The 13,190-nt window shown below is 55.0% G+C and carries 18 protein-coding genes; 13 read left to right on the top strand and 5 right to left on the bottom strand.

Annotated features, from left to right (window positions below; genetic code table 11):
- Positions 1 to 108: 108 nt before the first annotated feature.
- The 3 genes from AACW18_RS17260 to AACW18_RS17250 form a co-directional block, all read right to left on the bottom strand.
- A complete protein-coding gene (locus AACW18_RS17260; protein WP_218389344.1) occupies positions 109 to 1,413 on the bottom strand; it encodes a hypothetical protein in 1,305 nt (434 codons plus the stop codon).
- Positions 1,413 to 2,549: a nucleoid-associated protein gene (locus tag AACW18_RS17255; RefSeq protein WP_218389343.1), complete on the bottom strand. Its 1,137-nt coding sequence runs from the start codon at positions 2,547 to 2,549 to the stop codon at positions 1,413 to 1,415. Before AACW18_RS17255 ends, AACW18_RS17260 begins: the two co-directional genes overlap by 1 nt.
- Before the next feature lie 165 nt (positions 2,550 to 2,714).
- The gene (locus AACW18_RS17250; RefSeq protein ID WP_218389342.1) at positions 2,715 to 3,410 is read right to left on the bottom strand and encodes a LexA family protein; all 696 of its coding nucleotides are present in this window, start codon (positions 3,408 to 3,410) and stop codon (positions 2,715 to 2,717) included.
- Between the two features lie 123 nt (positions 3,411 to 3,533).
- On the opposite strand from AACW18_RS17250, the gene AACW18_RS17245 reads away from it, so the two are divergent.
- The 13 genes from AACW18_RS17245 to AACW18_RS17185 all read left to right on the top strand — a co-directional run bounded on the left by AACW18_RS17245 (position 3,534) and on the right by AACW18_RS17185 (position 11,331).
- The gene (locus tag AACW18_RS17245) at positions 3,534 to 3,722 is read left to right on the top strand and encodes a Cro/CI family transcriptional regulator (protein WP_218389341.1); all 189 of its coding nucleotides are present in this window, start codon (positions 3,534 to 3,536) and stop codon (positions 3,720 to 3,722) included.
- Positions 3,723 to 3,747: 25 nt separating this feature from the next.
- The gene (locus AACW18_RS17240; RefSeq protein ID WP_218389340.1) at positions 3,748 to 4,005 is read left to right on the top strand and encodes a regulator; all 258 of its coding nucleotides are present in this window, start codon (positions 3,748 to 3,750) and stop codon (positions 4,003 to 4,005) included.
- 4 nt (positions 4,006 to 4,009) lie between these two features.
- Positions 4,010 to 4,522, top strand: a complete 513-nt coding sequence (locus AACW18_RS17235; RefSeq protein WP_218389339.1) for a phage regulatory CII family protein — start codon at positions 4,010 to 4,012, stop codon at positions 4,520 to 4,522.
- A gap of 10 nt (positions 4,523 to 4,532) precedes the next feature.
- Positions 4,533 to 4,790: an ogr/Delta-like zinc finger family protein gene (locus AACW18_RS17230; RefSeq protein WP_218389338.1), complete on the top strand. Its 258-nt coding sequence runs from the start codon at positions 4,533 to 4,535 to the stop codon at positions 4,788 to 4,790.
- Positions 4,787 to 5,008 carry a hypothetical protein gene (locus tag AACW18_RS17225; RefSeq protein ID WP_218389337.1) on the top strand — a complete coding sequence of 74 codons (222 nt, stop codon included), beginning with the start codon at positions 4,787 to 4,789 and terminating at the stop codon, positions 5,006 to 5,008. Before AACW18_RS17230 ends, AACW18_RS17225 begins: the two co-directional genes overlap by 4 nt.
- Positions 5,009 to 5,023: 15 nt before the next feature.
- Positions 5,024 to 5,464 carry a hypothetical protein gene (locus tag AACW18_RS17220; protein WP_218389336.1) on the top strand — a complete coding sequence of 147 codons (441 nt, stop codon included), beginning with the start codon at positions 5,024 to 5,026 and terminating at the stop codon, positions 5,462 to 5,464.
- 247 nt (positions 5,465 to 5,711) lie between these two features.
- Entirely contained in the window at positions 5,712 to 6,029 is a 318-nt protein-coding gene (locus AACW18_RS17215; protein WP_042654629.1) for a hypothetical protein, read from the top strand.
- Positions 6,026 to 6,247, top strand: coding sequence for a hypothetical protein (locus AACW18_RS17210; protein WP_042654628.1), 222 nt, complete (start codon positions 6,026 to 6,028; stop codon positions 6,245 to 6,247). Before AACW18_RS17215 ends, AACW18_RS17210 begins: the two co-directional genes overlap by 4 nt.
- Positions 6,247 to 6,684 (top strand): hypothetical protein, encoded by a 438-nt coding sequence (locus tag AACW18_RS17205; RefSeq protein WP_256351927.1) that lies wholly within the window; start codon positions 6,247 to 6,249, stop codon positions 6,682 to 6,684. The genes AACW18_RS17210 and AACW18_RS17205 overlap by 1 nt, the downstream gene beginning before the upstream one ends.
- Positions 6,681 to 8,261: a DNA cytosine methyltransferase gene (locus AACW18_RS17200; protein ID WP_256351926.1), complete on the top strand. Its 1,581-nt coding sequence runs from the start codon at positions 6,681 to 6,683 to the stop codon at positions 8,259 to 8,261. The genes AACW18_RS17205 and AACW18_RS17200 overlap by 4 nt, the downstream gene beginning before the upstream one ends.
- Positions 8,258 to 10,651: a replication endonuclease gene (locus AACW18_RS17195; protein WP_256351925.1), complete on the top strand. Its 2,394-nt coding sequence runs from the start codon at positions 8,258 to 8,260 to the stop codon at positions 10,649 to 10,651. The genes AACW18_RS17200 and AACW18_RS17195 overlap by 4 nt, the downstream gene beginning before the upstream one ends.
- Positions 10,641 to 10,958, top strand: coding sequence for a hypothetical protein (locus AACW18_RS17190; RefSeq protein ID WP_218389334.1), 318 nt, complete (start codon positions 10,641 to 10,643; stop codon positions 10,956 to 10,958). The genes AACW18_RS17195 and AACW18_RS17190 overlap by 11 nt, the downstream gene beginning before the upstream one ends.
- A gap of 124 nt (positions 10,959 to 11,082) precedes the next feature.
- Positions 11,083 to 11,331 (top strand): hypothetical protein, encoded by a 249-nt coding sequence (locus AACW18_RS17185; protein WP_218389333.1) that lies wholly within the window; start codon positions 11,083 to 11,085, stop codon positions 11,329 to 11,331.
- Positions 11,332 to 11,432: 101 nt separating this feature from the next.
- Here the strand turns inward: AACW18_RS17185 and umuC are convergent, their stop codons facing one another.
- Both umuC and umuD read right to left on the bottom strand, forming a co-directional pair.
- Positions 11,433 to 12,713, bottom strand: a complete 1,281-nt coding sequence (gene umuC, locus AACW18_RS17180; RefSeq protein ID WP_218389332.1) for a translesion error-prone DNA polymerase V subunit UmuC — start codon at positions 12,711 to 12,713, stop codon at positions 11,433 to 11,435.
- The gene (umuD, locus tag AACW18_RS17175; RefSeq protein ID WP_218389331.1) at positions 12,710 to 13,132 is read right to left on the bottom strand and encodes a translesion error-prone DNA polymerase V autoproteolytic subunit; all 423 of its coding nucleotides are present in this window, start codon (positions 13,130 to 13,132) and stop codon (positions 12,710 to 12,712) included. The genes umuC and umuD overlap by 4 nt, the downstream gene beginning before the upstream one ends.
- Between the last annotated feature and the right edge of the window lie 58 nt (positions 13,133 to 13,190).

The raw sequence follows: 13,190 nt of genomic DNA, 5'->3' as shown, positions 1-13,190 counted from the left end.
TATATACAGTCATTAGTGATGGTTGGGAGTGTTTGGTTAGGGTTGTGACATACATGGGGGGAAGCTATGAGCTTAAATTTGAGCACGTGCATTAATAGCGAAAAATCATTACAAATCTAATAGATTCTGATAAAAAGGAAACCATGAGTCCAATGATGAGAAAGCAAAAAACAAAGTTAATGCTAATAAAGGTAACCATGATAGCTCTAAATAACGTTTCACTCTTCTCTCTAGCCTACCAAATAATCTATCAAGACCAGATACTATATTAGTAATCTCTGTATCTATAAACTCTGATTGCTGTTTATCTCCCTTTCTTTTCTTAATGAAAACTCGCTGGTAAGCTTTTTGTATTTCTTTTAGACAATCATATTGAACTGCAATAGACCCCCTCACAGAATACACTAGAACTATTGCAGCCAAAAAATATATAGAGAGGCTCAGAGAAGTAATATCACTATATTTATCAAAGAATGTTAGGGTACCTATTGAAACTGGTATTGTCAGTAGTTTCCCACTTAAGCTTATGACTGTATCAGTTAATTTTTGAGTAAATGCAACCTGTTGCTCCGCTAGTTCAGAGCGGATCTTATGAAATGAGAAATTATTAAGATAGTTATCCCATGACTCATTAAATGAATCTATAATTTGAGGCCAGCATTGAATAATAGATACTAGCTTGACATTATTCATTGGACCTGACAGTTCTGCGACCTCTATTAACGATGTTTTAAAAACGGATATTTTTTCAGCCTGATGAAAAGCAGCCCCTGTTGATAAAGCAATATCATCAATCAATTTAAAATCTGGCAAGGGTGTTTTAAATAAATCAGATGTAACTGATGAGTCTATAACAAGAGTCGCCCTGTTGCTGTCATCTTTGCCTGGTTTAACAAAAACAAGCTTCGTCGATGAACCTGATTTTGATTTCTCGTCGTGGTAGTTTGCTAACTTCTTCAACTTGTTAATGAATTCACATAATAGCTCGGCATTATTTCTGAGTTCATTATTTGGTTCTGACAGTATAGAATCATCTATGATATAAAATGGAGAACATATCATTTCTTTCGAAAGACAAAAGTTATTTAATGTTAGCCATTGATTTAGATCCGAGTAAAAGTAACCATTTTCATTCTGAGGGACTATTACCTCAATCAGCACCGATGAGCATGCAGAAAAGCTCTTAATCTTATTTTTCCCATCTAACTCCGATGTAAACCTATCGACGATGGGATTTGTAGACGCATCTGATAAGTCAACAACATACTTCCCTTCACTACTTGCTATTAACGTTTCGACTAATAAAAGTAAATTTGGTGATACAGGAAGCACCCCACTGAAACATGAGTTATCAAACTCAGGCTCTTCAATAAGCTTGAATATCTCAACGGCTGTACGGAGCGCTTTATCCATCACTTAATACTATCCTGTTTTATTTTGTCCAAAGCAGCTTTTAGCTCTTTATTACAACGAATAACAAGTGAATTTCCATCTTCATTATACCATATTTCACTTTTTTCAGTGAATCCTAGCATGTTTTTATCGAAATTAACTTCCCACTTCCTTGATTTAATTGAAATTCGAGTTAACTCATCTAATTTTTTACTATGAACATTAAATTCCTCAGGAATCTTGAATTCCTCTGAGTTCGCTAAAGCAAATATATCTCCTGTATATTCGTGAAGTTTTATTGGGATCGCCCGTTTGATGGCATTTTCTATTCCATCAATGCTAGCCACAGATGTTTTATCATCTTTCACTGCCTTCAAGTAGTCCGTAACAGAACGGACAACATCAACTCTGTAGTCCTTTAACTCTGGATGGGACATTATTTTTTCTACTAGCTTGAATGTATTTTTTGTTGCTTTGATTGGCTTTACGCCATCGCTGCAGCCTAAGCCTCGTGAAAAATAACCGGATACACCATCAGTTGTTCTTGGACTAATAAAGCTAAGATAGGGAGGTGCACTATCTTCTTCTTCATCTTCATCTTCATCCTCGTTGTCATCTACATCTCGTCCTTCGATATCATCAACGCTAGATTTTGAATTTTTAAATGCAGAAACGTTGATACGTGCGGCTTGATGTATTTTTGATAAATCTATCTCAGGAACAGAAATTATCTTAAGATCACTGCTTATATTAAGACCGCTAGTAGCCTTAATGCTAGCGATCAATATATATTCTATTTCATTATCATCCTCATAATGTGAGAAAACAATGTAACCACCCGTAGCTTGAGGTATCTTACTTGCTAACACTTCAACTTGACTCATCGCCACCAAACTCATGGAAATGAACTCTTTATCTATGCTCTCATCACTAACATACCGTGATACTGCAGAAGGGAAGGCATTTACTCCTGAGTCAGAAAATGAACCATATACCGCAGCATTTCCACGCCGACTATATAACTTATCAAGTCGATCGACTAATTTTATAGTGTTTTCATCACTGGATGATAATAATGTCCCCCCAGGAATAACCTCTGTTGCATTACTTTCTTGCTCTTTTTTTAAATTATGAATTATTATTTTATTCACTTTCATTTATTATCCCTAATCATCCGCCATACACATATGTATGGATTAGTTATTTTTATCCCCAACGACCTAAATATTTATGAGTTGTTGGTATATTAAGTCTATGTACTATCATTAATGGGTTATTCACTAACTCTCCACATCAAATGACAAATACAAAAACAGGGCACATTAGCGCCCTGTTTGTCTTTTTCTAAATGATCTGTGTTCTACCATCACGCCGATGATCTGGATGTGCTGCCGATCGGAGTGCATTGTAGGGAAGTCATCGTTGAGGGGGACCAGTTCAAACACTTCCTGGCCGTTCTCGTCGATACCGCGGGGCCGGTACTTCTTGAAGGTGGCCTCATCACTGCCATTGCTGGCTACCACGTAGTCCCCTGGTTGGGGCGCTTCGTCAGGGTCGACGATGATGAGGTCGCCCTCTTTGAAGAAGGGCTCCATCGACTGACCGCGCAACCAGAGACCGAAGCCGCAAGGGCCAACATCGACGCTGGCGGTCACATACTCGACATTGCCATCGAACGCCGTGGCCGAGTCGCACATCTCGTGCCAGTGGCCAGCCTGGACATAACTCAAGACCGGCACCCGCGACCCCTGCGGGATCACGGCTGGTTCGACGTTGTCGTAACCAGGTATCGACTTTGCCGCCGGTGGTACTGACGAGCTGCCATCGCCTGTCAGTAGCCAGTCAACAGTCACCCCCAATGCTGCTGCTAACTCATTGAGATAGCGGCCATTAGGTGTGTTTTCACCTCGCTCCCACTGACTAATGGAAACGCGTGATACGCCGACCCGCGAGCCAAGAATCTCTTGGCTATACCCAAGTCTCTTTCGTGTCTGTTTGATACGTTCATTTATTTTCATGTAAGCAATCTTACAAGTTGCTTTCGTAGTATTTCTTGTCTTTTTTGTAAGTTTTTACTTGCAATGCAGATTCATCTAGCTTTACATTTGCTTTCGAAAATAAACCTTACAAGGTAAGACAAGATGAAGAAGAAGGATGCTATTGACCACTTCGGTGGGACTAACAAACTCGCGCAGGCCTTAGGCTGTAAGCCTCAAGCGATATCCCAGTGGCGTGATGTCGTACCCAAAGGCCGCGCCTACCAGATCGAAGTGCTGACCGGCGGCAAGTTGAAGGCCGAGCTGCCCCACGCCGCGCATGGCCGCGCGTAACTGAACTTGCAGGAGGCAACCGTCTATGATCATCGCCCCTATTCATATCGATACCCCGGTTTGCACGGTCGAGAGCTTCTCTGAGCGTACCGGCCTGACCCAGCGCACGGTGGAGAACTACGTGCGGGCCGGGCGTATCCCCATCATGCCCAAACAGGGACGCGCTGAAAAAGTGCTGATCAACCTGGTGCTCTACACCCAGCAGGCCATGAACCAACAAGGAACAGTGCCTGCGGCCAAGCCTGTGCGCACTCCCAGAGTGTCGCGCAAGCAGGGGGATTAGCACCATGTTTGAACAGATCGTATCCAAACAGCATCACTTCGACGCGGCATGCGCGCTCTTCGCCGCACGTTACAACCTGGCCGATGTGGCGAGAGAGTCTGGATTAGGCGAGCAGATGCTGCGCAACAAGCTCAACCCTGATCAGCCACATCAACTGACCGGGCGTGATCTGGTGGTGATCTACCGCGCCACCGGCGATGACACGCTGTTTGATGGGCTGCTGTTTGATTGCGATTTGACAGCCGTTCGCCTCCCAGCTGGTGCCGCCATCGCACCAGAAGCTCGTGCCCAGCAGGCGCTCAATGCGGGCGCCCAGATCCTGGGCGTCACCGCTCAGGCCACCACCATCCTCGCCGGTGACCGTGTCACCAAATCCAACCGAAACACCGTTGTGGGCGGCTTGTGGGTGGGCATCGAGCACCTGGTGCTGCTGGCCACCGAAGTCGAAGACCGCTTTCACGCCGTCCCTGGTCTTGCGTGTGCTGCCGATATGGCCCGCGCAGCCCTCGGCGCATAGGAGACCAGACATGAGATTGATTTGCCCACACTGTGGCCATAGCAGCGCCGTTCGCACTTCGCGTCGGATGTCGCCCCTGACTGGGGTTGCCAGTTATCAATGCCGCAATGTGGATTGTGGCCACACCTTCAAGGCGGCGTTCGAGATTATCGCCACCATCAGCCCCAGCGCCTTGCCCAACCCGGCCATTGTGCTGCCGATCAGTAAAGGCTCGGGTCAGAACAGCCAGCCCCTAGCGAAGAGCATCCCGCTCAAGGTGACGCCATGAGCAAGCTTCGCGCCGAGCAGTCGGGGCTGATCCCACTGCCGACCCTGTTGTTTAACCGCGCCGTGACAGTGAGTGAACAGGTCGAGCCGGTGATGCGCAACACCACCCGCTTTGATGGCAGCTATCTGGAAGACAGCCAGGGCCGCCGTGGCACCCTGCGCTTTGCGCCACGCCAGCAACCTCGCCCGAACTGGCTGGCCCAGCTGCTGCAGGCATAACCGGAGGGCCACCTAATGAACACCGCACAGGTTTTCGAGCTCGTTCAACCAACCAGCGCTGCAGCCGCAGCACTGGCAGAAATCCGCGCCAAGCTCGGCCGCAATGGGGCGGCCAGCCGCTGGTCACGCCTGCCGGCCAAGGCCCGGGCCGTCATCTGCTATGCGGCCGGGGTATCGACCACCGCCGCCGGGCAGGAGCTGGACCAGTTCGACTTTGACCAGCAAGAGGCGATCCGCCTCGCCCTGGGCGAACTGCTGACCACGTTGCACGAATTCGATGGGGGAGTGCTGCACCGCCGTGAGTGGCACCGCTCCATCCGCCGCAGTGAGGGACCGACCCGCAGCGAGTTGGAACAGGCAGAACACGAGCACAAACGCCGGGCTGTTATCGCAGAACAGGCCAGCACATTGGAGAGCCGCATTGCGGCAATGAGAAAGGTGCCCGGAAACGGGTAATAAAAAACCCCGCTATTGGTGCGCCAACACCAGCGGGGTTTCCATCAGCAACTGAGGTAACTGATATGCGAACTGTAGCGATTCCCACCGCACTACGCAATGTGAAGGTGCTCAACCGCCAGCTGGCCCACACCGCTGGCCGCCGTCACATTAAACGACCCGACGATAAAGCCGCACAGGTTAATGCCGTCAATGCCCATGCCTGGCGCTCACTTTGGTTATGCCTAAACACCAAAGGGGAACGGGTATGACTGTCGACCTGTTTGAACTCGAAGCCCCACAAGACGCACTGGGCACCACCGAGGCGGGCCCTGCCCATATGCAGCCACCGGCACCGGTCAGCCAGCTGACCAAACACTGGGAAGCTGCCGTCGATGAGTTCGCCAGCTCGGGCAGCGATGCCAAGCGCAACCGCAACGTGACCAAGGAGCTGCTGGCACTGGGCGCCATCCGCGCCGTGTACTGGCTGGCCACCGCCAACGTCGAGCTGGCACTGGCAAATGAGATCGCTGAGTGGTGGGCAGACTGCGAACCGCTACACGGCCTGGGGGAGACCATCAAATGAGCCACCAACAAGTCATCGACCAATGGGTCACCAACATGCTGTCCGCCGAGGCCAGCCTGCACGGCCTGCAGCTCGACCTGCTGGACCTGCGCAAAGATGGCCCCCACGGCCAGCGCACTCCGGCCAGAACCCATCTGACCCTGTGCCGTCAAACCCGCCTCGCAGCCCGCCAGGCATCACGCAAAATCCAGTCCCTCTATGCCGGAGGCGCCATCTAATGACCCATCAAAAACCAGCCGGGCTTGCCCCGGCTTTGGGCGTCCTGCGCCCTGCAAACACCAATCCCGTCACGCTGGAGCCTTGCACCAAGTGCAAACAGCATGCTGTTTGCCTTCCAGTCGCCGGCCGCCACGGCCGTCGGTCTTATCCCTATTGCGTAGAACGCTGCTGGCCGCTGGCACGTGCCGCCAGCGAAACCGTGGTGAAGGCCGCCCCTGCTGCTCGCCCCTCGATGCTCTGCAGTTGCTGCGGTGATTTCAGCCTTGTGCGCCCGGTCATCCTGGCGGGCAACCGCATGACCAGCCTGTTTTTCTGCGAGACCACCTGCTGGTCTGATCGGCTGGCAACCCTCGACATGGTACCGACCTGCACCCAGTGCGGCCGCTACCTGCAACCGAACGAATACACAGTTGGCAAATGCGGGGTGTGCAAATGAAAGAGCATAACTTCAACCTCTTCAACGAGATCGTGGTCGACAACTTTGCCGGCGGCGGCGGGGCCTCTACCGGGATCGAAATGGCGCTGGGCCGTAGCCCTGAAATCGCCATCAACCACGACCCGGATGCGATCGCCATGCACACCGTCAACCACCCCAGCACTGAGCACTATTGCGAATCGGTGTGGGACATCGTGCCGCGTGACGTGGTAGCTGGTCGCCCTGTCGGGCTGGTCTGGCTGTCGCCTGACTGCAAGCACTTCTCCAAGGCCAAGGGTTCAACCCCGGTCAGCAAGAAGATCCGGGGCTTGGCATGGGTTGCCCTGCGCTGGGCTGCCCAGATTCGCCCCCGGGTGATCATGCTGGAGAACGTCGAGGAGTTTCAGACCTGGGGGCCTTTGCTGATCGACAATGATGGCAACTCCCGCCCAGACCCGGCCAAGAAGGGCCGCACCTTCAACAGCTTCATCAATGCCCTGCGCCGCCAAGGTTACAAGGTGGAATGGCGCGAGCTGCGCGCCTGTGACTACGGAACCCCGACCATCCGCAAGCGCCTGTTTCTGATCGCCCGCCGGGATGGCGCCGCCATCGTGTGGCCCAAGCCGACCCACTGCGCCCCCGGCAGTATCGAAGTGAAGGCGGGCAAGCTGCTGCCGTGGCCTACTGCTGCTGACATCATCGACTGGTCGATCCCGTGCCCCTCGATATTCGAGCGCAAGCGGCCACTGGCTGAGAACACATTGCGCCGGATTGCCAAGGGGCTGGAGAGGTTCGTCATCAATGCTGCCGAACCATTCATCGTGCCAATTGGCCGGAACTCAGCACTTGCCCCCTTCATCACTGAACATGCCAACGCCAGCCATCAGCGCAATATGCCAGCTGATGAGCCTCTGCGTACCATCTGCGCAGAGGTGAAGGGTGGTCACTTCGCTCTAGTAGCGCCAGTAATCGCCCGGCAGTTCGGTAACTCGGTTGGTCAATCGGTGGAAGACCCGCTGGGGACGGTGATGGCCAAGGCCGATAAGAGCCAGCTGGTGACCGCGTTCCTGGCCAAGCACTACACCGGCGTCGTGGGGGCAGAGCTGACCCAGCCGCTGCCGACCGTGACCACCGTTGACCACAACGCGCTGGTCACCAGCCACCTGATTAAGCTACGCGGCACCTGCCAGCACGGCCAGCCGGTGACCGAGCCCATGCCCACCGTCACCGCTGGCGGGCTGCATATCGGCGAGGTGCGGGCCTTCCTGCTCAAGTATTACGGCACCAATATCGGCCATGCCGCTGATGAGCCACTGCAAACTGTCACCACCAAACACCGGTTCGGCCTGGTGACCGTGCGCGGCGAGGATTACCAGATCGTCGATATCGGGATGCGGATGCTGGAGCCCCATGAGTTGTTTGCGGCTCAGGGTTTCCCTGCTGACTACGTGATCGCCCACGATGCCAACGGCAAGAAGTTCACCAAGACCGCGCAGGTTGCCCGCTGTGGTAATGCCGTGTGCCCGCCACTGGCTGCCGCCTTGGTGCGCGCCAACCTGCCAGAGATGTGCGCAGATGCGCAGGAGGTGGCTGCATGAATGACGCAATCACCAACCTGCAGGGCATCCAGCTGCCTCAGCACTACCTGGTGGGCCACCATGCCATCAACATGTCAGGCGCTGCCGAGCAGTTAGCCCGTGTCGAATGGCACGTTGCCAAGCCGCTGGCCAGAACCTACCTGCACCGCTATCCCGCTAACCCCAAGACCGCCAATGTCTGGTTGCGCCGTATCGTTGAAGTGTGCGCCGCTGCAGCGGCCCGCTTCCCGATCCCGGTTGTCGACCTGCGCAACGATGTGCGCCGCGAACTGGTCGCCGCCGAGTGGGCCCGCCGCTGCCAACAGTTAATGACAACGGCGGGCAACGAGCGCACCGCCGCCGAGCTGCTGACCGATCTGGGCTCACAGGCGAAAGCGTGGCATTTCTGCCCCTCCCTGCCGGTCCACCCCCGCACCAAGGTCGAGCGCTTGCTGTGCCGCCCATTGAACCAGAAAGAACGAGACGACTTGGCCGGCGAGGTGGAACAGTTCGAAGGGGCCGCCGCCAGTCTGCTGATACGCCTGCTTGATGAGTCCTGGTGGCGGCGCAAAATCAACCGCGCCTGGGCAGTTTACTGCGAGCTGATCGCCATCCTCACCGGGCAGGTGCGCAAGGGGGTCAGCCCCTACGCCAGCTCCCACGCGGTGCGAGAGTTCACTCAGCGCAAGGCGGCCCAGCGGGCATGGATGGAGGGCATGAGCGCCGTCAACGAGGAGCTGGGGCAAGAGATCGATCTGGCTGACGCAATCATGGCATCCGTGGCCAACCCCGAGATCCGCCGTCATGAGCTGATGGTGCGCATGCGGGGCTTTGAGGATATGGCGCAGGAACAGGGCAAACTGGGCCTGTTTCTGACCCTGACTGCTCCCTCCAGCTATCACGCCTGGCGCCAGGGCAGCAAAGACAGCTCAAAGACCTATCAGAATGAGGGGTTCAACGGTAGCACCCCAACCATCACCAACCGCCTGCTGTGCAAACAGTGGGCCCGCTTTCGGGCCGCGCTGGCACGCGAGGGGATCATGGCTTTCGGATTTCGGGTGGTGGAGCCACACCACGACGGTACCCCTCACTGGCATTGCCTGCTGTTCATCAACCCAGAGCATCAGCGCGACTTCCTGACCCTGCTCACCTATCACTTCACCGATACCGATCGTAGCGAACTGAAGATGCCAAACGGCGGCCAGCTCGACCACCTAGCCAAGATGACAACCCGTAACAAGATGCCTCGCATCAAGTGGCTGCTGGATGTGAACGACAAGGCTGTCGTCAAGGCCATCAACCCAAGGGTGAACTGGAAGTTCATCGACGAGAGTGAGGGGAGCGCAACTGGCTATATCGCCAAGTACATCGCCAAGAATATCGACGGCCACAAGGTGGGGATGGACTACGAGGCCGAAGCCCCCATTGACCACACCACTATCGCCGTGGCCGCCTGGGCCAGCTGCTGGCGCATCCGCCAGTTCCAGCAGATCGGCGGCCCTGCCGTGAGCGTGTGGCGCGAGCTGCGCCGCTTGGGTGACGAGGTGATCGAGTGGGACTGCGTGCTGGAAGCCGCCCGCCACGCTGCTGACCACAACCGCTGGGGCGACTTCATCAAGGCCATGGGGGGCATCGATGCTCCCCGTAAAGAACACCTGATCCGCCTCTCCAAGCGGCTGGACGAAGCCGCCAACAAATACGGCGAAGACGTTCTCAAGCTGCTGGGGCTGATCACCGACATCGGCATGACCACGGCCGTCACCCGTACCGAAGGCTGGCAAATAGTGCGCAAGGGGGGGGCAGTGCCGGGTTTGGGCGAGCAGCGCGAGCATGCCGTAGGCGAGCGCAGCGAGTTGCCCTTGAGCAGCGGCAGCTGCGCCCCTTGGAGTTCTGTCAATAACTGTACGGAAGGATCCAAATCAGGGGTTAAAGGATCCACTCTGGCTAAAGAGTTGGGCCGAATGGGTCTCGACGCAAGCAACGCCGCCCTGCTGCAACACGGCAGCATCATCAATGCCGGCGGCCAATATGTGCGCCTGGTCGGCGATCGCCTGATTGTGAGCCGCAACTGGCCAGGGGCGACCAGTGCGCCGGGACACTGCAGCAAGGGAATGCTGACACCAGTGGAGGCCGAGGTTGAAAAAGCCTTTACCGATGCAGAGGCTTTACGCCAGGAACAGCTGAGAATGCGAGTGCGTAGCGCTGTCCTGACTCGAGGGAGTCTGGCGTTTGGGAACGATTTGTCGGATGCTGACTTCGAGATTGCCTTTGACGAACTGCACAAGTCTATCGATTGGGTGACGGATGCCGCCATCACTTCCCCATTACCCGAAGAGGTACGGGAGTTCCTGCCCAGTATGAAGCCACACATCAAAGCACTAGCGATTGAGGAAAGAGCAGATGAACAATAAGCCAACGGTCTACACGCCCCAGGTGCATGGCAGCGAAGCCATCGAGAACCGCTGCAGTATCATCCTCGAGCGGCAATGGCCTCAACATGAGATTGATGACTGGCTTAACATGCTAACGCCTGATGAGCGTGATTATGCAGCTGGCCTGTTGCAAGGAAACCGCCGCCACTCAGCACCGGTTGCCCATGATGAGTACAGCGCTTTGACGCGCTGGATTGATGACCCCCCGATGCGCCAGGGTAATCAGAGCGATGCCGAGTTTAAACGCGCTATCTGGCAAAAAGTGGATGAGGACAAGTGGTGGTGAATTCTTCATTACATTGTGAACTGTATCGCAACAATTTAGCACGCACATAGACAGACCTTAATGAAGCTCTATTCTAGGGTTTCCTTTTATGATTCATATTTAAACAGTCAGAGGTTTCTATATAATGACTAACATGAAGGTTGTTCACAATTTCACCTACAACGGAGTTGATTACGAAGTTCGTCACTACAATGATGGAGCTAGGCATTTTATTGCTGCGTACGCTAATGGGAAAATTGCTAGCTATTCTTACGAAGCAGATAATGAAGCTGCAATTAGCTACGAAAGTTCCCCTGCCTCAAAGAATGGATTCCTACAAGATATGATTGACTCTGTTGTAAAGAATGTTTGTTCTGACGGCTTAGAAGTCTGATCACCAATTCACGGTTTGTATCTCAATTATTCAATGTACTCATAGTCCCTCTCTATCTTTCATATCAAGTCTCTTGATTGTATGAAGAGTTTTAATGGTGCCTATGTCTTCACCACCGGCAGCTCGCCGAGCGCGGTGGTATAGCGGGGGCTTAACTGCTCCCGCTTCATCATCCACTCCCGGGTATCGCGGCCGCGTGCCGCGAAGTAGACCTTCCCCAGCCGCCCTTGGTTGATCTTGTCGATGACCTGCATCAGCGCCTCGCTGCGCGGGGTTTGCGATTCACCTGCGAACAGGTCGCCCTGCTGCATGTTGGCGGGGGTGAAATCACTCAGCATCACGCCGCCTTTCTGGTATCGCTGTTCCTCGCGCCAGATACGGGGGAGCAGCTCGGGGATCAGGGCCAGCAGGGCTCGGGTGTCATGGGTGGGCAGTGCCAGTCTGGTACTCACCTGGTTGCCGTAATAGGGCTCCCGGTCGCTGAACGGGCTGGTGCGAATGAACAGGGTGACATGACGGCAGCACATCCCTTCCCCCCGCAGCTTCTCGGCGGCCCGCTCCATGTAACCGGCCAGCGCCTGGTGCATGGGGCCTATCTGGGTGATGCGCTCCCCAAACGAGCGCGAGCAGATGATCTGCTGCTTGGCCTGGGCCTCCTGTTCCAGCTCGGCACAGGGGATCCCCCGCAGCTCCTGCACCGTGCGCTCGACCACTACGCCATAGCGGCGCCGCAGTGCCTTGGGATCGGCGGCGACCAGGTCGGCCACCGTCTTGATGCCCTGGGCCTCCAGCTTGGCGGTGAGCCGTCGGCCAATGCCCCATATCTCGTCCACCGGGGTGATCGCCATCAGCCTGGCGCGCCGCCCTTCATCCCGCAGATCCACCACGCCACCGGTGGCCGGCCACTTCTTGGCGGCGTAGTTGGCAAGCTTGGCGAGCGTCTTGGTGGGGCCGATACCGACCCCAACCACAAGCCCGGTCCACTGCTGCACTCGCTCACGGACTTGGCGGCCATAGGCCACCAGGTCGCCCGCCCAGCGCTCGCTCAGCTCAATAAATGCCTCGTCGATGCTGTAGACCTCCACCGCCGGGGCCATCCCCTCCAGAATGGTCATCACCCGCTGGCTCATGTCGCCATAGAGGGCGTAGTTGCTGGAAAACCAGACCCCACCCATGGCCTCGAAGAACTGGCGGATCTGGAAGTACGGCACACCCATCTTGATGTCCAGCGCCTTGGCCTCCGCCGAACGGGCCACCACGCAGCCATCGTTGTTGGAGAGCACCACTATGGGCCGCCCCTTCAAATCAGGGCGAAATAGCCGCTCGCAACTGGCGTAGAAGTTGTTCACGTCGACCAGGGCGACGGCGCAGTGCTTGTTCATGGGGTCGCCATCTTGTGCACTACGAAGGCCACCACCCCGAAAATCTCCAGTTCCTGCCCCTCGCTGAAATGGATGGGCCGATAAGCCGGGTTGCCCGGGAGCAGGGAGACTGACGGCTCAAGCTGCAGCTTCTTCACCGTGAACTCGCCATCCACCGCAGCGACCACCACACAGCCATGCAGCGCCTTGCGGCTGCGGTCCACGACCAGCAGGTCGCCATCGCTGATCCCGTGGTCGACCATGCTGTCACCGGCCGCCCGCACAAAGTAGGTCGCCGCCGGGTGAGCAACACACAGCTGGTTGAGGTCTATGGTCTGCTCGGTGTAGTCCTGCGCCGGCGATGGAAAGCCGCAGGCCACAGGGGATAGGAACAGGGGCAGCTCCAACAAGGGGGCATCGGGGGTGGGTTGAGCAAACATGCTGGAAATCTCGAAAACACTGTATGTATAAACAGTATAGCAAACCGCTGAAATCGGA

Origin of the sequence: Aeromonas sp. sia0103 (assembly GCF_963895295.1) — a bacterium.
In the GTDB taxonomy this organism is placed as follows: domain Bacteria; phylum Pseudomonadota; class Gammaproteobacteria; order Enterobacterales; family Aeromonadaceae; genus Aeromonas; species Aeromonas encheleia.
Note: the sequence above shows the minus strand (reverse complement) of the source record. Positions and strands in the feature narration are given on the sequence as shown.

Bases quoted from the DNA above. Each gene is read 5' to 3' on its own strand.
- umuC (WP_218389332.1), bottom strand. From the start codon at position 12,713: ATGAACAAGCACTGCGCCGTCGCCCTGGTCGACGTGAACAACTTCTAC.
- AACW18_RS17205 (WP_256351927.1), top strand. From the start codon at position 6,247: ATGACCCATCAAAAACCAGCCGGGCTTGCCCCGGCTTTGGGCGTCCTG.
- AACW18_RS17195 (WP_256351925.1), top strand. From the start codon at position 8,258: ATGAATGACGCAATCACCAACCTGCAGGGCATCCAGCTGCCTCAGCAC.
- umuD (WP_218389331.1), bottom strand. From the start codon at position 13,132: ATGTTTGCTCAACCCACCCCCGATGCCCCCTTGTTGGAGCTGCCCCTG.
- AACW18_RS17190 (WP_218389334.1), top strand. From the start codon at position 10,641: ATGAACAATAAGCCAACGGTCTACACGCCCCAGGTGCATGGCAGCGAA.
- AACW18_RS17245 (WP_218389341.1), top strand. From the start codon at position 3,534: ATGAAGAAGAAGGATGCTATTGACCACTTCGGTGGGACTAACAAACTC.
- AACW18_RS17260 (WP_218389344.1), bottom strand. From the start codon at position 1,413: ATGGATAAAGCGCTCCGTACAGCCGTTGAGATATTCAAGCTTATTGAA.
- AACW18_RS17240 (WP_218389340.1), top strand. From the start codon at position 3,748: ATGATCATCGCCCCTATTCATATCGATACCCCGGTTTGCACGGTCGAG.
- AACW18_RS17215 (WP_042654629.1), top strand. From the start codon at position 5,712: ATGACTGTCGACCTGTTTGAACTCGAAGCCCCACAAGACGCACTGGGC.
- AACW18_RS17185 (WP_218389333.1), top strand. From the start codon at position 11,083: ATGACTAACATGAAGGTTGTTCACAATTTCACCTACAACGGAGTTGAT.
- AACW18_RS17220 (WP_218389336.1), top strand. From the start codon at position 5,024: ATGAACACCGCACAGGTTTTCGAGCTCGTTCAACCAACCAGCGCTGCA.
- AACW18_RS17230 (WP_218389338.1), top strand. From the start codon at position 4,533: ATGAGATTGATTTGCCCACACTGTGGCCATAGCAGCGCCGTTCGCACT.
- AACW18_RS17200 (WP_256351926.1), top strand. From the start codon at position 6,681: ATGAAAGAGCATAACTTCAACCTCTTCAACGAGATCGTGGTCGACAAC.
- AACW18_RS17255 (WP_218389343.1), bottom strand. From the start codon at position 2,549: ATGAAAGTGAATAAAATAATAATTCATAATTTAAAAAAAGAGCAAGAA.
- AACW18_RS17235 (WP_218389339.1), top strand. From the start codon at position 4,010: ATGTTTGAACAGATCGTATCCAAACAGCATCACTTCGACGCGGCATGC.
- AACW18_RS17225 (WP_218389337.1), top strand. From the start codon at position 4,787: ATGAGCAAGCTTCGCGCCGAGCAGTCGGGGCTGATCCCACTGCCGACC.
- AACW18_RS17210 (WP_042654628.1), top strand. From the start codon at position 6,026: ATGAGCCACCAACAAGTCATCGACCAATGGGTCACCAACATGCTGTCC.
- AACW18_RS17250 (WP_218389342.1), bottom strand. From the start codon at position 3,410: ATGAAAATAAATGAACGTATCAAACAGACACGAAAGAGACTTGGGTAT.